This is a genomic window from Streptomyces sp. NPDC017529 (genome assembly GCF_044329785.1).
Lineage (GTDB): Bacteria > Actinomycetota > Actinomycetes > Streptomycetales > Streptomycetaceae > Streptomyces.
In genome coordinates this window covers 140,110-158,702 of the sequence record NZ_JBIRJY010000005.1, presented here as the reverse complement: position 1 = coordinate 158,702, position 18,593 = coordinate 140,110, and the positions used below count along the sequence as shown (strand labels likewise).

Annotated in this window: 19 protein-coding genes; 5 read left to right on the top strand and 14 right to left on the bottom strand. The window is 74.4% G+C overall.

Translation table 11 applies throughout. The features are described 5' to 3' along the window. Nucleotides 1-177 precede the first annotated feature (177 nt). Nucleotides 178-1,398, top strand: coding sequence for an ROK family protein (locus ACH4K4_RS14495; RefSeq protein WP_398167417.1), 1,221 nt, complete (start codon nucleotides 178-180; stop codon nucleotides 1,396-1,398). 22 nt (nucleotides 1,399-1,420) lie between these two features. On the opposite strand, the gene ACH4K4_RS14490 is transcribed toward ACH4K4_RS14495, so the two are convergent. Genes ACH4K4_RS14490 through ACH4K4_RS14470 form a run of 5 tightly spaced genes read right to left on the bottom strand, consistent with a single transcriptional unit; the run spans nucleotide 1,421 to nucleotide 4,643 of the window. Then, complete coding sequence (locus tag ACH4K4_RS14490) at nucleotides 1,421-2,149, bottom strand: aspartate/glutamate racemase family protein (protein WP_398167415.1); 729 nt, start codon at nucleotides 2,147-2,149, stop codon at nucleotides 1,421-1,423. A gap of 55 nt (nucleotides 2,150-2,204) precedes the next feature. Further along, nucleotides 2,205-3,230, bottom strand: a complete 1,026-nt coding sequence (locus ACH4K4_RS14485; protein ID WP_398167413.1) for a phosphotriesterase — start codon at nucleotides 3,228-3,230, stop codon at nucleotides 2,205-2,207. After that, nucleotides 3,227-3,811, bottom strand: coding sequence for a DUF4865 family protein (locus ACH4K4_RS14480; protein WP_398167411.1), 585 nt, complete (start codon nucleotides 3,809-3,811; stop codon nucleotides 3,227-3,229). The genes ACH4K4_RS14485 and ACH4K4_RS14480 overlap by 4 nt, the downstream gene beginning before the upstream one ends. Nucleotides 3,812-3,843: 32 nt before the next feature. Next, on the bottom strand, nucleotides 3,844-4,065 hold the full coding sequence (locus ACH4K4_RS14475) for a cupin domain-containing protein (protein ID WP_398168002.1): 222 nt from the start codon (nucleotides 4,063-4,065) through the stop codon (nucleotides 3,844-3,846). Beyond that, a complete protein-coding gene (locus tag ACH4K4_RS14470; RefSeq protein ID WP_398167409.1) occupies nucleotides 4,062-4,643 on the bottom strand; it encodes a TetR/AcrR family transcriptional regulator in 582 nt (193 codons plus the stop codon). The genes ACH4K4_RS14475 and ACH4K4_RS14470 overlap by 4 nt, the downstream gene beginning before the upstream one ends. A 233-nt stretch (nucleotides 4,644-4,876) precedes the next feature. Between ACH4K4_RS14470 and ACH4K4_RS14465 the strand changes: the two genes are divergently transcribed. Further along, entirely contained in the window at nucleotides 4,877-5,194 is a 318-nt protein-coding gene (locus ACH4K4_RS14465; protein ID WP_398167407.1) for an SHOCT domain-containing protein, read from the top strand. 82 nt (nucleotides 5,195-5,276) lie between these two features. Here the strand turns inward: ACH4K4_RS14465 and ACH4K4_RS14460 are convergent, their stop codons facing one another. Next, nucleotides 5,277-5,813, bottom strand: a complete 537-nt coding sequence (locus ACH4K4_RS14460) for an ATP-binding protein (protein ID WP_398167406.1) — start codon at nucleotides 5,811-5,813, stop codon at nucleotides 5,277-5,279. A gap of 171 nt (nucleotides 5,814-5,984) precedes the next feature. Beyond that, nucleotides 5,985-6,275 carry a hypothetical protein gene (locus ACH4K4_RS14455; protein WP_360138221.1) on the bottom strand — a complete coding sequence of 97 codons (291 nt, stop codon included), beginning with the start codon at nucleotides 6,273-6,275 and terminating at the stop codon, nucleotides 5,985-5,987. Between the two features lie 305 nt (nucleotides 6,276-6,580). Here ACH4K4_RS14455 and ACH4K4_RS14450 point away from each other — a divergent pair, with 305 nt between their 5' ends. Beyond that, entirely contained in the window at nucleotides 6,581-7,678 is a 1,098-nt protein-coding gene (locus ACH4K4_RS14450) for a PLP-dependent cysteine synthase family protein (RefSeq protein ID WP_398168001.1), read from the top strand. A gap of 33 nt (nucleotides 7,679-7,711) precedes the next feature. Here ACH4K4_RS14450 and ACH4K4_RS14445 read toward each other — a convergent pair whose 3' ends face one another. Next, complete coding sequence (locus ACH4K4_RS14445; protein ID WP_398167405.1) at nucleotides 7,712-8,557, bottom strand: DeoR/GlpR family DNA-binding transcription regulator; 846 nt, start codon at nucleotides 8,555-8,557, stop codon at nucleotides 7,712-7,714. Nucleotides 8,558-8,798: 241 nt separating this feature from the next. Between ACH4K4_RS14445 and ACH4K4_RS14440 the strand changes: the two genes are divergently transcribed. After that, on the top strand, nucleotides 8,799-11,207 hold the full coding sequence (locus tag ACH4K4_RS14440) for a hypothetical protein (protein ID WP_398167403.1): 2,409 nt from the start codon (nucleotides 8,799-8,801) through the stop codon (nucleotides 11,205-11,207). A 7-nt stretch (nucleotides 11,208-11,214) separates the two neighbouring features. Here the strand turns inward: ACH4K4_RS14440 and ACH4K4_RS14435 are convergent, their stop codons facing one another. Continuing rightward, complete coding sequence (locus ACH4K4_RS14435; protein ID WP_398167402.1) at nucleotides 11,215-13,665, bottom strand: right-handed parallel beta-helix repeat-containing protein; 2,451 nt, start codon at nucleotides 13,663-13,665, stop codon at nucleotides 11,215-11,217. 191 nt (nucleotides 13,666-13,856) lie between these two features. After that, nucleotides 13,857-14,462: a hypothetical protein gene (locus ACH4K4_RS14430; protein ID WP_398167400.1), complete on the bottom strand. Its 606-nt coding sequence runs from the start codon at nucleotides 14,460-14,462 to the stop codon at nucleotides 13,857-13,859. 251 nt (nucleotides 14,463-14,713) lie between these two features. On the opposite strand from ACH4K4_RS14430, the gene ACH4K4_RS14425 reads away from it, so the two are divergent. Continuing rightward, nucleotides 14,714-15,439, top strand: a complete 726-nt coding sequence (locus tag ACH4K4_RS14425) for a CBS domain-containing protein (protein WP_398167399.1) — start codon at nucleotides 14,714-14,716, stop codon at nucleotides 15,437-15,439. Nucleotides 15,440-15,486: 47 nt separating this feature from the next. Here ACH4K4_RS14425 and ACH4K4_RS14420 read toward each other — a convergent pair whose 3' ends face one another. The 4 genes from ACH4K4_RS14420 to ACH4K4_RS14405 form a co-directional block, all read right to left on the bottom strand. Next, the gene (locus tag ACH4K4_RS14420) at nucleotides 15,487-15,948 is read right to left on the bottom strand and encodes an ATP-binding protein (RefSeq protein WP_398167397.1); all 462 of its coding nucleotides are present in this window, start codon (nucleotides 15,946-15,948) and stop codon (nucleotides 15,487-15,489) included. Then, a complete protein-coding gene (locus tag ACH4K4_RS14415) occupies nucleotides 15,942-16,760 on the bottom strand; it encodes an MEDS domain-containing protein (protein ID WP_398167396.1) in 819 nt (272 codons plus the stop codon). Before ACH4K4_RS14415 ends, ACH4K4_RS14420 begins: the two co-directional genes overlap by 7 nt. 223 nt (nucleotides 16,761-16,983) lie before the next feature. Continuing rightward, on the bottom strand, nucleotides 16,984-17,823 hold the full coding sequence (locus ACH4K4_RS14410; RefSeq protein ID WP_398167394.1) for an MOSC domain-containing protein: 840 nt from the start codon (nucleotides 17,821-17,823) through the stop codon (nucleotides 16,984-16,986). A gap of 95 nt (nucleotides 17,824-17,918) precedes the next feature. Continuing rightward, complete coding sequence (locus ACH4K4_RS14405) at nucleotides 17,919-18,377, bottom strand: DUF6643 family protein (protein WP_398167393.1); 459 nt, start codon at nucleotides 18,375-18,377, stop codon at nucleotides 17,919-17,921. Nucleotides 18,378-18,593: the final 216 nt, after the last annotated feature.

Genomic DNA, 18,593 nt, shown 5'->3' with positions numbered 1-18,593 from the left:
CTCCCGCGTACGCGGCGGTCGGCACCGTGCGGTACCCGCACCGGCCGCCGCCGGTACGGGCCGTACCGGCGCGACCGTAGGCGGCGTCCGCCACGGCCGTGACGAGCTGTCGGGCCGGCGTGCCCGGACGGCCCGGCCCTATTTTGTTTACCGTCGGTACAAAGCCAGAATGGGACCGTGACCCAGACTCGGACAACCAGGTTGGAGCGGGGCCGCAGCGCCCTCGGACCCGCACTGGAGCTCGTACACACCGGACGCGCGCCCACCCGCGCCGTCCTCACCTCGGAGCTCGGCGTGACCCGGGCGACCGCGGGCGCGGTGGCGGCGGAACTGGAAGCGCTCGGCCTGATCACCGTCGACTCCCGCCCGACCGCCTCGGCGGGCTCCCAAGGGCGCCCCTCGCACCGGCTGTTCGTCAACGAGGACGGCCCCGTCGTGCTCGCCGGACAGATCCACGCCGACGGCTTCCGCGTCGCGCTGGTCGGCCTCGGCGGGCGGATCGTGGCGACCGTCAGCGGCTGCGGCACCATCCCCGCCGACCCGGCCCACGTACTGGCCGAGGCGGTGGCGGCCGGCGCCGGACTGCTCGGACGGACCGGGCGGCGCTGCCTCGGCGCGGCCCTCGCCATCCCGTCCGCCGTCGCCGAACCCGACGGCGAGGCGCTCAACCCACTGCACCTCGCCTGGCCTTCGGGCGCCCCCGTACGCCGCCTCTTCCGGCACGCCCTCGCCGAGGCGGGCATCCCCGGGGCCGCCGGGGCGACCGGCTTCACCGGCAACGATGTCAACCTCGCCGCGCTGGCCGAACACCGGCACGGCGCGGGCCGCGGCGCCCGCGACCTGCTGTGCGTCGCCTCCGGGCACCGGGGCGTCGGCGGCGCGCTGGTCCTGGACGGCCGCCTGCACAGCGGCAGTTCGGGCCTGGCCCTGGAGGTCGGCCACCTGACCGTCAACCCCGAGGGCGCGCCCTGCCACTGCGGCAGCCGCGGCTGCCTGGACGTCGAGGCGGACCCGCTCGCCTTCCTCGGCGCCGCGGGCCGCGCACCGGGCCCCGAGGGCTCGCTGCTCCGGCAGGCCACCGACCTGATCCGGGAGGACTACCAGGACCCGGCCGTACGGGCCGCCACCGAGCTGCTGATCGACCGGCTGGGCCTCGGGATCGCCGGACTCGTCAACATCCTCAACCCCGACCGCATCATCCTCGGCGGCCTGCACCGCGAACTCCTGGGCGCCGACCCGGAACGGCTGCGGGCGGTGGTCGCCGACCGCAGCCTGTGGGGACGCAGCGGCGGCGTACCGATTCTGCCGTGCACGCTCGACCACAACAGCCTCGTCGGCGCGGCGGAGCTGGCGTGGCAGCCGGTCCTGGACGATCCGCTGGTGGTCCTGGACGTCTGAGGGCCTGCGCCGGGCCCCCGGATCAGCGTCCGGCCGGACCGCCGCGCCACACCGGCGCGGCCCGCCGGCCGACGGCGGTCTCGAAGGCGGCGCGCGCCAGCAGCCGTGTCGAGTCCAGCGCCGGCAGCGGCGACACCTCGGGCGTGACCAGGAGCGGAATCTCCGTGCAGACCAGGGCGACCGCGTCGCAGCCGCGCGCCGCCAGCCGCTCGATGACGCGTACGTACTCCCGGCGCGCCGCACCGGTGAACACGCCGTGCACCAACTCGCCGAAGATGATCCCGTGCACGGTACGGCGGTCGGCCTCGGCCGGCACCTCGGCGGTGATGCCCCGGCGGCCCAGCGCGTCCCTGTAGAGGGGGCCGTCCATCGTGTACGCGGTCCCCAGGACGCCGACGCGCCGGCGGCCGTCACGGGCGGCGCGTTCGGCCACCACCTCGGCGATGTGCAGGCCGGGCAGCGGCAGTTCGGCGCCGGGCAGCCCGAGCGCCAGGTGGGCGGTGTTGTCCGGGCAGACGAAGAAGTCCGCGCCCGCGCGGGCGAGCCGCGCCACGCTGCCGGACAGCGTGTGCCGGATCGTGTGATGGTCGCCGGCCTCCCAGGCGGGCATGCTGCGCGCCATGCTCACGCAGTCCAGCGTCACGTCCGGATGCTCGTAAGGGCCCAGTTCGGCGGAACCCTCCTGGCAGAAGGCCCGGAAACAGAGCGCGGCGCCTTCGGCGCTGTGCGCGAGGATGCCCAGGTGTTGCACGGTGACGCCTCCCGAGGCCGACGGCTGTCCGGCCATTGTCACCCCGCACCCGCTCTCAGGCGCCCGCCACCGGCTGCCACGCGGCCGCGAACGCGCGGGCCGGGTTCGCCGTGAGGACGCGGCGCACCAGCTCCTCGCCCAGGGCGAGTTCGAGGCGCGGGCGCAGGCGGCGCAGGAGGAAGGGCAGGCCGGGACCGCCGTTCACCGACCTGGCCGCCGCCGTCGTCGTGTCCCCGCCGAGGAGCAGCCGGTCCCCGTACCCGGCGTCCGCGAGGGCGGCCAGCGCGTCCGGCAGCCGCCAGTCCGTCGCGTGGTGCGCCCGCGACGGACCGTCGAAGGCCAGGTAGGCCCCGGCGGCCGCGGCCTGCCGGTGGACGACGGGGTCGGGGGAGCGGTTGAGGTGCCCCAGGATCACCCGCTCCGGCGGCACGCCCAGCTTGCCGCACAGCAGGTCGAGTACGTCCGTGGCGCCGGTTCCCAGCTCCAGGTGGACGCCGATGGCGGCGTCGGTGGCGTGGTGGGCCTCGGCCGCGGCGGCCATGGTGTGCCGGGCGTGCGCGTCGAGGCCGTGGAAGCCGCCGGCCACTTTGATCATTCCGGCGCGCGGCCGGCCGGCGGAGCCGTCGGCGAGGGCGCCGGAACCGGCGGCGGGGGCCGGATCGGCGCCCGGATGCTCCGCCCGGGTCCTGATCCCCGTCGTCAGCTCCGCCACGAACAGTTCCGCCAGGTCTCCGGAGCCACCGGTGTGCCCCGTGAACCGCTCCAGCACCTCGGGCGCGTAGTGGACCGCCTGGTGCAGCCCCGTGGCCGCCACGATCCGCACCCCCGACGCGCGGGCGAGGCGCGGCAGTTCCCCGGCGCGCCGCCCCATCCCGTACGGCGTCCACTGGATCACCGTGCCGCCGCCCGCCTCCCGGAAGGCCCGCAGCTCGGCCGCGGCGGCGCCGGCGTCGGCCAGTTCCTGCCCGGCCAGTACCGGGCTGCTCAGGAACAGGTGGTCGTGCGCGTCGCAGACGCCGAGGCCGGCGGGGGAGAGGTCCCCGGTGACCGTGCGGACGGTTGCCCGCGGCAGTCCGCTCACCACTGCTCTCCCGTCGGCAGCCGCCCGGCGCCCGGCGCGGACAGGTGCGGCACCTGGAAGCGCTCGCCTTCGCCCTCGGGCGCGTCGGCCGCCCAGAGGGTGAAGTGCGTCAGCTCCCAGTGCCGGGGGTCGACGGCCAGCGCGGTGGTGTGCACGCCGTCCGTACGGGCGAGGCGCTGGTGTTCCGCCACGGCTTCCGCCACGGCGGTGGCCGGATCCGCCCCCTCGGAGAGGGGCTCCGTACGGCGGACGAAGGACCGCGGAGCCGTGCCGGCCGCCGGCCCGCGCTCGTGGTGGACGACCGTCCCGTGCCGCACCTCGGGGCGGCCGAAGTCGCGGATGACGCCGCGGAAGCCGTCGCCGAGCAGGAAGCGGTTCATGGCCCGGGGGTCGGCCCAGAGGTAGAACGGCGCATATTGATTGACGGGCGAACCGTCGACGCCGCGTTCGCGTAGGCCGTACGCCTTGATCCCGAGCCCGTCGAAGTCGTCGAGGAGGTGGCCGCGGGTCCGTACCCGGTCGCGGATGATGCCCATGTCGTAGTCGGCGGGCAGGGTGACGGTGTATTGGAGGGCGTGCAAGGGGGCTCCTGTGGGGTAGGGAGAAGCGTGGTTCACGCGGGGTGGGTCATGAACGTGCCGGGCGCGGCGCCGTGCCAGTGCCATTCGTCCGGGCCGGTCCACACGGTGTCGCCGGCCCTGACCCGTTCGACCGGGCCGCCCCTGCGCCGGACCAGGCCGACGCCCTCGGTGACGTACAGGACCTGGCCGGGCGGGTGCGGGTGATTTCCATGAGCGGTGGGGCCTTTCGGGCGGGCGGCCTGACGGCGCGTCAGGCGGAGGAGTCCCGGCCGGTGGTGCGGGCCGTGAGCAGGGCCAGCACGCCGTGCACGGCGGTGTCGAAGGGCGCGGGTGACTCGGCGGCGCGCGCCAGTACGTAGCCGCCCTGCACGGTCGCGACGACGGCGGCGGCGGTCCCTTCCGGGTCCAGCTCGGGGTCGAACTCGCCGCGCTCCCGCCCCTCCCGGAGGATCGCGGCGATCCGGCCGCGCACCCAGTCGAGGGTCTCGAACACCGGCTGCCGCAGCACGGGATCGGCGATGACGTCGGGGTCCATGGTCAGCCGGCCCACCGGGCAGCCGCGCAGGACGTCACGCTCGCGCAGCAGGTAGGCGCGCACCCGGTCGTACGCGCTGCCGTCGGCGGAGAGGGCGGTGCCGGCGGTGGCCCGCATGCTCTCCGCGGTGCGGCGGATGGCGGCGAGCGCCAGGTCGGACTTGCCGGAGAAGTGGTGGTACATGCTGCCCTGGCCGACGCCGGCGCGCTGGAGGATCGCCTTCGGGCTGGTGCCGGTGAAGCCCCGCTCCCACAGCAGTTCCCGGGTGCTCTCGATGAGCCGTTCGGAGGTGGTCATGAGCGCACTGTACATACTAGTAGTTACAGGAGTCGAGGGCGGGCGGCTGCGGCCCTCCAGCGGGCGGGGGTCGGGGTGGTACGCACGGTTGGCGCCCGCTGCTTCCCCGGTGGTACGCGCGGTCCCGCCGGCCGTACGACGCCATGCGGGCCCCGGCGGGCCAGGCTCGACAGGGACGGCACAAGGCCCGCGCGGAACGCGTGCGGCACCCTCCGAGAAGGAGCTGACCTCTCATGTCCGATCTGGCGCACCCGTGGGCCGGTGGCGGCCCCGGCCCCTGGTTCCTGCTCTTCCCGCTGTTCTGGGCGGCCGCCGTGCTCGGCGCCGTCGCGCTGCTGCGGCGCGCCGTGGGGCGCGGGCGCGGCCCTTGGGCGCGCTTCGGCGGCCCGGGCGGCGGTGCCCGGCTATCGGCCTCCGCCGCCGATCCGTCCCCCGTCGACCTGCTGGCCCGGCGGTTCGCGGCGGGGGAGATCGACGAGGACGAGTACCGGCGCCGGCTCTCCGTCCTGGAGGACCGGTTCGGTACCGGGGCGAAGGGCGGCGCGGCATGAGGGCGTGCGCCGACGGGGCACCGGTCGGCGGCGTACGCCCCTGCGGCGTACGCCGTCGGCCGCAACCCGCCGGCGCGCCCGGTCAGCCGACCCCGGCGCCCCGCACCCGCGGCCGGGTCTCCACCGGCGTGCGCAGCGGCGGTTCGGCCGGTGCGTGCGCCGACACGCCCCGCGTGCACGACGACCGCCCCACCGAGGTGCGGCGTACCGCCTCCTCGGGTGCGAGCGTCAGCGCGGGCAGCGTGAACCAGACGACCTTGCCGCCGCCGTCGGGGCGCACCCCCCAGCTCTCGCTGAGCGCGGCGATCAGGGACAGCCCGCGGCCCTCCGTGTCGAGGGAGCCGGCCGCCTGTACCCGGGGCAGGCGCGGGTCCAGGTCGCGCACCGAGACCGTCAGCTGGTCCAGCAGGACCAGGAGTTCCACGGTGCACTGCTTGCTGGGCGCGGCGTGCTGGTGCACGTTGGCCAGCAGCTCGGTGACGCCGAGCGCCGCCGGGTCTATCAAGGCGTCGAGACGCCAGTAACGGAGCTGCGCCGATACGATTCTGCGCACCTGGCCGATCCGTGCCGGAAGGGCCTGGAGCTCCACCGTGCAGTGTCTGCTGGGCTGCCTGATCACGACCGCGACTCCCTGATGAGGTCGGGCGCCCTCGTGCGACGGGGGCGAAGATCGGATCCAGCGATGCCGCCATCCACCTCAGTGTCACCGCTGGTGAACCCTCAGTGATACGAGTCCAGGGTCATCCCACCAGTGCGCTCCCGCAACCGCACCGTCCCCCGCGGGACCCTGTCAAGCGCGTGCGGAACGCGCCGCGCGCACAGCGTCCAGGAAGCGGTCCGGGGTGCCCAGCGTCAGCGCGTAGCGGTGTCCGTTCAGTGTGGCCAGCGCCCGGTCACGGGCCGCGAACAGCGGTTTGTGCGCCTGGACGGCCTGCACCGGCGCGCTGTCTATCTCGGTGCCGTAACTCGTCAGCAGGGCCAGCCTGCCGTCCTTGATCACGACCTGGCCCGCCCGGGTCAGCGACCTGAGAAGCCAACGCTCGATGCGTACACCGGTGGCGTTGAATTCGGGCTCCGCCATGGCGACCACCTCCTCGGCACGTCGGGCGTGTGGTCTCCACCCGCCCTCATGGTGCGCAGTCTGCCTGCGTCGTGCCCCGTGCACCAGTACCCCTTGGCCAAAGCTCGTCACCAGCCTGCTCCCAGGCGGTGCTTGGGGTTGCCCAAAGGGTTGTTTATGCAGGTGAGAAGCGTGTGGTGGGTGGCTATAGTCGAAACCGGCCCGGCGTTCCGTGCGGGCTGTGTCCGACCTCGGGAGCGCGTCGAATGAGCACCGCCCAGCAACCACAGCAGTACGCGGACCGGGTGCCCGGGAACGGCGCTCCGATGCCGACCGTGGACGTCGACCGCAGTGATCCGGACTACCGCGCCTGGCTGAAAGAGGCCGTCCGCAAGGTGCAGGCGGACGCCAACCGGACGGCCGACACCCATTTGCTGCGCTTCCCGCTGCCCGAGCGGTGGGGCATCGACCTGTACCTGAAGGACGAGTCGACCCACCCCACCGGCAGCCTCAAGCACCGGCTGGCCCGTTCGCTGTTCCTGTACGGGCTGTGCAACGGCTGGATCCGGCCCGGCAAGCCCGTCATCGAGGCCTCCAGCGGCTCCACGGCCGTCTCCGAGGCGTACTTCGCGAGCCTGATCGGCGTGCCCTTCATCGCGGTGATGCCGGCCACGACCAGCCGCGAGAAGACCCGGCTGATCGAGTTCCACGGCGGCAGGTGCCACCTCGTGGACGACCCGCGGACCGTCTACGCGGTCTCCGCCGAGCTGGCCGCGGAGTCCGGCGGGCACTACATGGACCAGTTCACCTACGCCGAACGGGCGACCGACTGGCGCGGCAACAACAACATCGCCGAGTCGATCTACCAGCAGCTGCGCCTGGAGCGTTACCCGGAACCCGCCTGGATCGTCGCCACGGCCGGCACCGGCGGCACCTCCGCGACCATCGCCCGATACGTGCACTACATGCAGTACGACACCCGCATCTGCGTGCCCGACCCGGAGAACTCCTGCTTCTTCGACGGCTGGCGCACCGGCGACGCGGCGACGGACTGCGCGACCGCCTCGCGCATCGAGGGCATCGGCAGGCCGCGCATGGAGCCCAGCTTCGTGCCCGGCGCCATCGACCGGATGATGAAGGTCCCGGACGCGGCGAGCGTGGCGGCCGTACGGGCCCTGGAGCGGGCCGTCGGCCGCAAGGCGGGCGGCTCGACGGGCACCGGCCTGTGGAGCGCGTTGAAGATCGTCGCGGAGATGGTCGCGGAGGGCCGTACCGGCTCCGTCGTCACCCTGCTCTGCGACCCCGGCGACCGCTACCTGGACAAGTACTACTCGGACAGCTGGCTGGCCGCCCAGGGGCTGGACATCGCGCCGTACGCGGCCGACATCGACGGTTTCCTGGAGACCGGCGTCTGGCCCGGCTGACAGCCCGCGTGCGCAGTCCGGCCGGCGGCTGCGTCAGATGTCCGCGCCGTCGCCGGGTTCGCCCGCCACCACCAGCTCCGGCGGCAGCTCCGCGATCTCCTCGCGCGCCTGCGCCGGCAGTCCGCGGTCGGTCACCAGCACGTCCACCTCGTCCAGCGTGGCGAAGGAACTGAGTCCCACCGTGCCCCATTTGGTGTGGTCGGCGACCACCACGACGCGGCGCGCGGAGCGGACGAAATGGCGGTTGGTCTCCGCCTCGGCGAGGTTGGGCGTGGACAGCCCGGCCTCCACCGATATGCCGTGCACGCCCAGGAACAGCACGTCGAAGTGGAGGGAGCGGATCGCGGCGTCCGCCACCGGCCCCACCAGGGTGTCCGAGGGCGTGCGCACCCCGCCGGTCAGCACGACCGTGGCCGCGCCCGCCCGGGGCGCGGAGCCGCTGCCGGCCGCCGCCCGCTGCGCGTTGTAGAACACGTCGGCCACGCGTACGGAGTTGGTGACGACCGTCAGGTCCGGCACCTCCAGCAGCTGCTGGGCCAGCGCGAACGCGGTCGTGCCGCCGGCCAGCGCGATGGCGCCGCCGGGCGCCGCCATCCGGGCCGCGGCCTTGGCGATGTCCTCCTTGGCGCTCAGCTCCAGCCCCGACTTGGCCTCGAAGCCCGGCTCGTGGGTGCTGGGCTCGCTGACCGGTACGGCGCCGCCGTGCACCTTCTCCACCATGCCCTGCCGGGCGAGCGCGTCCAGGTCGCGCCGGACCGTCATGTCGGACACGTTGAGCCTGCGGGTCAGCTCGTTCACGCGGACGCCCCCGCGCCGTCTGACCTCGTCGAGGATCAGGGCGCGCCGCTGCTCCGCGAGGAGGTTCTGGTTGTCGCTCACCCCGGCTCTTCCCTTCCGCCCGGCTGCCGTCTGGGCCCTCATCCTCGCACGCGCCGCCGGGCGCATCCGCCCCGCCGGGTGGGGTGTGGGGCCGCGGAACCGGGAAGGAGTGGGGCGGACGGTACGGGCGGGCCGCGGACGGCGGTGCGGACGCCCGTTTGAACCTGGCATGACATAGGGTGCCGCCGCCGGGTGCCGTGCGGCGCCCACCGGCACCGTACGGACATCGGGGGAAGCACACGTGGACACCGCGAGCAGCACGGAACCGGCCGCACCGGACGGGCCGGACACACCACAGGCCGGGCCGCCCCAGGAAGGGCCGCCACAGAAAACCGGGCAACTCGCCCTGGAACTCCTCGTGCACGGCGTCGGCGGCACCACGCCCGAGCGCATGCTCGGCGACCCGCGCACCGTCCTGGTCACCGGCGACGACACCGCGGCCGTCTACCGCCGCGCCGACGACGCCGACGCCGAGCAGCGCCCCGAGGACTACCGCGCCGAACCGGTCCGCGAGGCGTACTGCTGGTGCAACCTCACCTCCGGCAACGGAGCCCGCGCCCTGTGGCTCGTCCTGCTGCCCTTCATGGTCGCCAACCTCGCCCACTGGATGCGCCCCGCCGCCCCCGCGGCACACCGCGGCCACCGCGTGTACGACGTCCTCGTGCGCGTCCTCGCGCTCAGCCTCACCGTCCTGCTGGCCGCAGCGGTCTGCGAAGTGGCGCTGGACCTGACGGCCTGGCAGTGCGCGGGCAGTGCCGCCTGCGTCGCGGACAAGTCCTGGCTGGGCTTCCTCAGCCCGGACCAGGGCGGCGCGTGGAGCGGGCCGGGGCGCCGCATCGTGGTCGCCGCCGTGGTGCCGCTGCTGGTCGTCGGATTCCTGTGGTGGCTCTCGCAACGCACCTGGAGCGCGTACGAATCCGCCTCGCCGCCGCCGCGCCGCCCCGGCACCTCCCGCGACGTACCGCCCGAACAGCGCCCCGCGCTCACCCACCGCGGCTTCTGGTACGGCCGCCGGGTGGTGGCCAGGCTGCGCGCCGCGCACACCGCCGCCGGAGTGCTGACCATCGCCGCCGCGCTGCTCGTGGGCGCCGTGGACCACGACACCCGGACGGGCGGCGGACCGCTGCCGGCCGTGGGCCGCGTACTGAGCGCGCTGGTCGCGCTGCTGGGAGCGCTCACCGTCTGGATCGTGTGCCGCACCGCCCGCTGCGAGGCGGAACCGGACGAGCACCGGGACCGCTTCCTGGTCAAGGCGCTGCCCTTCGGCGCGCTCGTGGCGCTCGTCCTGTCCGCCGTCTACACCGCCTGGTCACGGCCCGGCTGGGCCGGCGGCGACCGGCTGCCGGGCACCGGCGCCTTCGGCGGCATCGCCGTCTTCCAGAGCCTGCTGGTCCTCGGCCTGCTCGGCACGGCCTGCTTCCTCCAGCACGCCGCGACCCGCCACGGGCGCGGCGACGGCCGCGCGGCGCTGAAGGGCATGCACGGTGCCGCCGTCGCCCTGCTGGCGTGCGCGCTGGGCGGCGCGCTGACCGGCGGAATGGCCCAGCGGCTGGGGGACTGGCTGGACCGCGGGGCAGTCCCGGGCCGGCCGGGCTCCCCGATGGCGGGGCCGCCCGTCCTGCTGTCCTGGCAGGCGTCGGTGCTCCCGGTGCTCCTGGTGGTCGTGGCGGCCTTCGCGGTCCTGGCGGGCATTCAAGTAACGCTGGTACGCCGCAGGATCACCTCGGACATCGCCGGAGGCTACGACGCGCAGGAGCGGCCCGACGAGGAGCGCACCCGCCGCATCGCCGGCACCATCGCCCGCGCCGGCCTCACCGATTCCGCGCCCGTCCTGGTCGGTGCCGTCTGCCTGGTCACGCTCGTTTTGGGCGCCGGCGCGGTGGCCGGTGCCTGGCTGACCGACCGGGCCCCCGGCCGGGCCACCGAGAACGCGCCGCTGCTCGTGCACTCGGCGGCCGCGACGGCTGAGGCCCTCGGTTCGTGGCTGATGGGCGCCGGGGTCCTGGTACTCGCGATCATGGGCTGGCGCGCCTACCGCGACCGCTCCACCCGCCGCACCATCGGCATCCTGTGGGACGTCGGCACGTTCTGGCCGCGCGCCGCGCACCCCTTCGCGCCGCCCTGCTACGCGGAGCGCGCCGTCCCCGACCTGACCTGGCGGATGGCCACCTGGACCGAGAACAACGACGGCCGCCTGGTCATCTCGGGACACTCCCAGGGCAGCGTGCTGGCTGCGGCCGCCGTCTGGCAGCTGGACCTGGTCACCCGCAGCCGCGTCGCGCTGCTCACCTACGGATCGCCGCTGGAGCGCCTGTACGGGCGGTGGTTCCCCGCCTGCTTCGGCCCGGAGGCGCTGACCGGGCTGCACCGGGAGATGGACGACTGGCGCAACCTGTGGCGGCTGACCGACCCCATAGGGGGACCGGTGCGGCTCACGCGCGAGGACGGCGCGGCCGTGGACCTCGGCCCGCTGCGCGACCCGCTCACTTTCGGGCGGACGCTCCAGTACCCGCTGCCCGCCCAGATCCTGGGGCACGGCGACTACCAGTCCGATCCGGTGTTCGAGGAGGCCCGCGCCGAGCTGATCGCCCGGCTCGGCGCGTGCGTACCGCGCCGGCACGGCAAGGAACTGCCCCGGCAGGGCTGCTGACGAGACGTCAGGGAAGGTCGGGCAGGTCGTCCGCGTACAGCAGGGTCAGCGCGTCGGTGTCCGGGTCGGCCAGCTGGGCGACCCGGCCCGCGTGCCGCTCGACCATCGCCTCGAACGTCTGCCGCGCGGTCCGCCCGTTGCCGAACGAGGGGCCCTTGGGAAGCGCGGTGAAGTACTTCAGCAGGGCCTCGCCGGCGCCCTCGGCCAGCCGGTACTCGTGCTCCTCACCCTGCTGCTCGACGATCCGCAGCAGGTCCTCCGGCGTGTAGTCGCCAAAGGTGATGGTGCGTGAGAAACGGGATGCCACACCGGGGTTGACGGCGAGGAAGCGCTCCATCTCGGCCGTGTAACCGGCCACGATCACCACCACCGCCTCCCGGTGGTCCTCCATCAGCTTCACCAGCGTGTCGATCGCCTCGCGCCCGAAGTCCCGCCCGGAGTCCTCCGGCGAGAGCGCGTACGCCTCGTCGATGAACAGCACCCCGCCGCGCGCCCGGTCGAACGCCTCCTGCGTACGGATCGCCGTCGAGCCGATGTGCTCGCCGACCAGGTCCACCCGGGACACCTCCACCAGGTGCCCGCGCTCCAGCACGTCCAGCGCGGCCAGGATCTCGCCGTAGAGGCGGGCGACCGTGGTCTTGCCGGTGCCGGGGGAGCCGGTGAAGACCAGATGGCGGCGGACGGAGGCGGCCTTGAGCCCGGCCTCCTGCCGCCGGCGCCCCACCTCGATCATGTTGATCAGGCTGCGCACCTCGCGCTTGACGCTCTCCAGGCCGACCAGCCGGTCCAGTTCGCCGAGCACCTCGTCGGACGGCCGGCTCGCGGCGGCGGGCCCGGCGGCCTCCGGCGCCGGCTGCGCGGTCTGTGCCGGTACGGCCCCGAGCAGCCCGGCCGGCTGGGTCGCGGGGACGGCCGCCGGCGCCCGTACCGCCGCGGCCGGCACCGGCGGCCCGCCGGCCGCCCCGCTCTCGTCGCTGGTGCAGTCCTCGACGGTGGGCCCGCCCGTGTTCCCCTCGCCGCGGGCGGCGGAGCTGTCCGCGAACTCGTACCCGCCGCGCGCGCACCGCTCGGTGCGGCAGCGCGTCAGCGTCGTGCGGCAGCCGTCGATGACGTGGAAGCCGTACCCGGAGCTGCCGGTCACCCGGCAGCCGTCGAACGTGCCGCGGCCCTGCGCCGAGACGTAGAAGCCGGCCTCGGCCGGTGCGCTGACGGTGCAGCGCTCGACGGTGGGGTCGGCGCCCTTGGTCACGATCACGCCCGTCTGCGCCGCGTCGATCGTGCAGTTGGCGAGCGTGCCGCCGCTGCCGTGGTCGCGGAACCAGGCACCGGTCGCCGCCTCCCGGATCCGGCAGTCGTCGAGCTGCACGGTCGCGCCGTCGCTCACCGACACCGCCGTGTTGCGCACCTGGGACAGGTCGGAGTCCACCACGTCCGCGCGCGAACCCCGGTCCAGCACGAACAGCGCGTCCGGCACGTCGTGCACCCGCGTCGAGTCCAGTACGGCGGTCGCGCCGTCGCTGACCCACACCGCCGGGTAGTCACCCGTACTGTCGTGGATCTCGCACCGGTTGGCGTCCACCCGGGTGCCCGGGTCCCACACGGACAGCCCGTTGCGGCCGAAGCGGCGCACCGTGCTGCGGGTCAGCGTCAGCACCGACCGGGACCGCAGGTCCACGGCGTTCTCCGGAATGTCGTGGATGTCGCAGTCGGCGAGCGTGAGTACCGCGTCGGTGTCCAGGGTGACGCCGTCGGCGGAGGTCCGGTGCACCTTGCAGTCGGTCAGCTGGCCGCTCGCGCGCGAGGCGATCTGCACGCCCGCGCCCTTGATCTCGTACAGCTCGCAGCCGAACGCCTCGACGCCGCTGCCCTCGCCGTTGACCGACAGGCCCGCACCGGAGACGTGGTGCACCCGGCAGTTCTCCAGCCGCGGGTGCGCGCCGCCGCGCACCGCCACCCCGGCCTGCCCGGCGGCCACCACCTCGCACTCCTCGAAGATCCCGCCCGCGCCGTCCAGCACGCTGATGCCCACCCCGCCCGGGTTGTCGACCGAGCAGCGGCGCACGGTCGGGCGGGCGCCGCCGCGCACCTCGATGCCGGACGCCGAACGCGTCATCACCCGCAGCCCGTCCAGCTCCGGGGACCCGCCCTCCACCAGCACGGCGGGCGCGGTGGAGTCCTGCCCCTCCACCCGGAGGTCCTGCACGGTGGCGGAGGCGCGCACGGTCAGCGCGACGCCGTCGGCGGGCGCGATCCGCACCGACCCGCGCGCCCCCTCGGGCCCGCGCAGCGTCACCGCGCGCACCAGCACCAGGTTCTCGCGGTACGTACCGGCGCCCACGGTCAGCACGTCGCCGTCGCCCGCGGCATCCAGGGCCGCCGCCAGCGAGCTGTACTCGCCCGTGCGGCGCCGCCACCGCGACGTGCCCGAATGCGTCACCTGGACGGAGCCCTGTGCCATGGCGCTGTTCTGTCCCCACCTCGTGCGGCTGTTACCGGCCCGGCAGTTGTACGTCCGTGTATGTCCGCGTACGCGTGCCCGGAACCCCAGCCGGGAGGCTGGCCGCTCCACCGTAGCGCGCCCGGCGGGCGCCGGATGACATGGTCAGCCTGTATGTCCGGGCCTTCGAAGGCCCTCGGCTGCCCGGTCGTTCAGCTGCCCGCCCCGGCCCGTCCCCAGTCCTGTCCCGCGCGCTCCCACTCCTGCTCCCAGCGCCGGTACCTGCGCACCAGCATCCGCCGCACCACCAGTCGCCGGCCGCCTTCCACCGCCCCCGCCAGCAGCGCCGCGGCGCCCAGGCCCGCCAGCACCGCGTGTGCCCTGGCGTTGCTCGCGTCCATCGGACGGGGCACGACCAGACCGCTGTCGTCGGTCCAGATCCGGAACCGGTCGCCCGGCCGCACGGCGTGCGGCGCGGCGACCAGGCCGCTGTGCGCGGTGCCGTCCCGCGCGGTCCAGCGGGCGTTCACCCTGCGGTGCGCCTCCCGGTCGGAGGAGGTCTCGGGATCCGGGTCCACGCGGGCGCGCGGCGCGGCGCGCTCCGCCGTCGCCCAGACCTGGTGCCGTTCCTGGTGCTGGGCACGGACGGACCGCAGCAGCGCGTCCTGCGCGGCGCCGCCCACGGCCCAGGCCGTACCCGCGCCGCCCACCGCGATCAGCACGGCGGCGGCCAGCGCCACCCACGCCTCCAGGAGATCGGTCGTCCGGCGCAGCGGGCTGCGCCGCCAGCGCCACAGTCCCGCGATGACTCGTACCACTTCGTGCCTCCTCTCCGTGTCCGTAGGTACCTCGTCCGGCGCGCGTCATGCGTGAACGGCGCGAACGGCGCGCGAAACCACCGGGGGCGGCGCGAACGCGGTACCGGCGGGCGGGGGCTCCGGTCCGGGTACGGTCCCGGGCCCCCGTGGCGCTCCCTCACCTGCGGGGCGCATGCCGTATCGCCCGGTGTGCGGCCTTCAGCGGCCCCCGGGCGCGGCCGAGACTGTTCCCCGGCACAGGGAGGCCCGCGATGGATCACCGACTGGTCGGCAGGCTCATGAACACCGAGGTCGTCAAGGCCCGTTACGGCACGCCGTTCAGGGATGTCGTCACCCTGCTGAGCAAGCACCGCAAGACGGGGCTGCCCGTCGTCGACGCCGACAACAAGGTCCTCGGCGTGATCTCCGAGACGGACCTGATGTTCCGCCAGGCCGCCCAGGACATGCTCCAGAACCGCTGGTACCACCGCCGCCGCCTCACCGGCAGCGCCCGCGCGGCCCGCGTCAGGCAGCGCAGCCTGCGGGCGGGCCAGCTGATGACCTCGCCGCCGGTCACGATCGGGCCCCACCAGACCGTCGCCGAGGCCGCCCGGCTGATGGTGGCCGGGAAGCTGGACCGGCTGCCGGTCGTCGACGCGGAGGGCCGGCTGTGCGGGCTGGTGACCCGCAGCGACCTGCTGAAGGTCTTCCTGCGCCCGGACGAGGAGATCCGCGAGGAACTGATCACCGAGGTGCTCGTGCGCACCCTCGGTCTCAAGCCCGGCGCGGTCGGCGTGTCCGTACGGGCGGGAGTGGTCACGCTGTCCGGGCGGCTGGGGCGCAGCAGCGAGGTGACCCTCGCGGTGCGGCTGGCGGGCCGGGTCGACGGGGTGGTCGCGGTGGTCGACGAGCTGCACTACACGCACGACGACGCGGCCGAGCAGCAGGACGAGCAGACCCTGCGCGACCGGGCGCAGGAGTGGCTGCGCGGGATGTGAGAGAAGGACGGCGCGGGGCCGCACGCCGGTGGCCGGCCCCGGCCGCGTCACTGCACCCGGATCGCCAGGGTGACCTCGGCGCCCCGGGCGCCGGACGCCTCCGCGCCGTTCGCCGCCCGCACCGCGAACCGGTCCGCCACCAGGCGTGCGAGCCACAGTCCGCGTCCCTTGTGCGCTCCGTCGAGCCCCGGCAGCAGTTCGGGGATCACGGTTTCGCTGAAGCCGGGACCCGAATCGCTGATACGGCACTCCAGTTCGTCACCGACGCGGCGCAGCAGCAGCCGCCCCGAGCCGCCCGCGTGCTCCACGGCGTTGCCCGCGATCTCGTCGACGGCCAGCACGAACTCGCCCCGCCGCGGCTCCGCCAGACCTTCGCGGACGGCGCACTCCTCCACCAGCAGCCGCAACTGCGGCAGCAGGCGCGCGGTGAAGCGGCGTTGCAACAGGCACGTGGACACCTGCGTGTCCGCCGGCCCGTCCTCGGACATGGCCGGTTCCGGGGTCAGCACGGCCGCACCACCTCCGTCGTGCGCAGCCGCGGCACCGTGGCGGCGCCGAGCCGCAGCAGCGTCCGCGCCTGTACGCGGTCGCAGCGGACCTCGACCAGGTCGTGCCCGGCGGCCCGGTCGGCGAGTCTGATCAGTGCGGTGGCGCAGGCCACCGACAGGAAGTGCAGCTGCGTCAGGTCGACCATGAGCCGGCGCGCGCCGGTGCTGCCGGAGAGCGCCAGTTCCAGCGCGGTGGTGAAGGGGCGGCGGGCGGCGGAGTCCGCCTCGCCGACGAAGCGCACGCTGCCGTCCCCGCCGCGCACCGTCCGCAGGCTGCCGAGCCGTTCCAGGAGGCTGCGCGGGTGCGCCCGGTCCATGGCGTGCAGCACCTCGCGCCCGAACCACCGGCGGTCGTAGGCGCAGATCTCGCTGTACGGCCGCCCGTCGAACAGCGCGTCCGCGTGCGTCTCGCGGTGCATCATCACCCGTACGTCCGCGTCGAGGTCGGGCACCCACCGCATGTCGATGAAGGTCCGCAGGCCGGTGAACCCCTCGTCTGCGGCGCGGGCCGTCTCCGAGCGCAGCCGCCCGATCTGCCGCTCGGGGGTGAACCGCAGGTCCGGCCGGATCAGGGCCCGCATGCTGCTCAGCAGCAACTGCCCCCGTTCGCGGGCGGTGGCGGTGCTGCGGCCGGTGAAGTCGAGCCGGGCCAACACCTCGGCCTCCGGGAGCCACGGGTCGGGGAAGAGGATGACCTTCTCGCCCTGGGCCAGGCCGAGCCGTACGAAGGCGGTCATGACCTCCCAGCGCACCTCGTCATCGTCGTAGCTCACAAAGGCGTGATCCCCGGGACGCATGTGCTGTACCGGTATGAGGTGGTCTCCGGGCACCCGCCCGGACGGCATCGGCACGTGGACTCCCAACGGCTTCCGCTGTCGGCATCGCCGTGCGCTCACTGTAGGCAGCCGGACACGCGCCCGCAATGCGGCGCCGGAGCGGGGTGGCCGGTACCGGTTCCGGGCCGGACGGGGTGTCAGGCGCCGGGCGTACGGGGGCTCAGGGGCGCGGGGCGCGGGCGAGCACCTCGAAGGGGTCGCCGGTCCTGATCGTGCCGGTGCCCTCCGGGATCAGGTTCTGGCCGAAGACGAGCTGGTCACCGATGCGGCGGTGGCGGGCCAGCGTGCGCAGCGGCTCCTTGCCGCGCTGCCCGGTCCGCTGGTCGGTGGTGGTGATCACGCACCGGCCGCACGGTTTGACCACGCGGAAGGTGACCTCGCCGATCCGTATCCGCCGCCAGTCGTCCTCGTCCCAGGGCGCGGTGCCCGCCACGACGACATTCGGCCGGAAGCGGTCCATCGGCAGCGGGCCCTCCTCGGCGCGGCCGCCCTGGGCGACGAGGGAGTTGAGGGCGTCGAGCGAGGCGGTGGCGGTCAGGAGGAGAGGGAAGCCGTCGGCGAAGCTCACGGTCTCGCCCGGCTTCGCGTACGCCGGGTCGGCGGGCCGCCGGCCGGCCGGGTCGTCCAGGTGCACCAGCTCCACCGGGACGCCCAGATACGTACTGAACCACTCGGCGGCGGCACCCGACGCGGGCACCGCCTCGACCTTGTCCCGCCACACCTCGACCGTGACCGTCGCGCCCGGCTCCGGCACCCCGACGGTCAGCGGCTCCATGCCGGGCGCCGTCAGCCGGACCGCGCCGCCCGGCAGTTCCGCGGCGGCGGCCGACGCCAGCCGCGGCCGGCCGCGCTGGGTGACGAACCGGCGCTCGGCGTCGACCAGCATCCAGCGCCGGTCCCCGGCGAGCCCCCACGGTTCCACGACCGCCTCGCCCGGGGCGCACCCCGCCACGGATTTGACCGGGTACCGGTGGACAGCTTTGAGGAAAGGGTTCTGCACGCCCCCATCCTGCCAGGCGCCCGCGGTGACCCGGCGACCGGTGCCGCCCCGGAGTGCGGCACCGGCTGCTCCGCCCCGGAATTTCCGTCGCGGTGTCAGTAACCCCGCGGGTACTGGCGGCCGTACTGGTCGTCGTACGGGGCGGGCGCGGGGCGCGGGGCGACAGGACCGGCCGGGCGCATCGATTCGTACCCCGTGCCGGTGTTCCCGGCGGGCCGCTGGTACTGCTGCGGCTGCTGGGCGGGATGGCCGCGGGGGCCCGCCTGCTGGGGGATGTACGGGGCCGGCGTGCTCTGGAGCGGCGCCACCGGCTGCGCGGCGGCACCCGGATAGCCGTGGCCGGAATACTGCGGGGACGGGGCCGCGGGCAGCGCGGGCAGTGCCGACGGCAGGGCCGGCAAGTACGACGAGCCCGTGTCATAAGGGGACTCGACCCGGATCGGGGCGATCTGCGGGGTACCGCGTTCGGCGACGAGGGAGTCGTAGATCGGGGTGTCCGGGAAGGACGGCGAGGCGTAGTAGCCGCCGCCGTAGGTAGAGCGGGGGGAGGTCATACCTCTTAAGTTAAGCCCACGATGTGCCGGTTGGGGAGCCTGAAAAGAGGGTTGTTTCACGTGTCGTGTGGAGCTTCTGATCCGCAATGTGAGCGAACTTGGCAAAATCGGTCGCGATCGCCCGTAGGGATCGTGTAAAGGACGCGTCCACGACAGATGAACGCCGGACATTTTTCGGCAAGTAGGTTGGAAGCTGCCACCGTGGAGGGGGGCCGC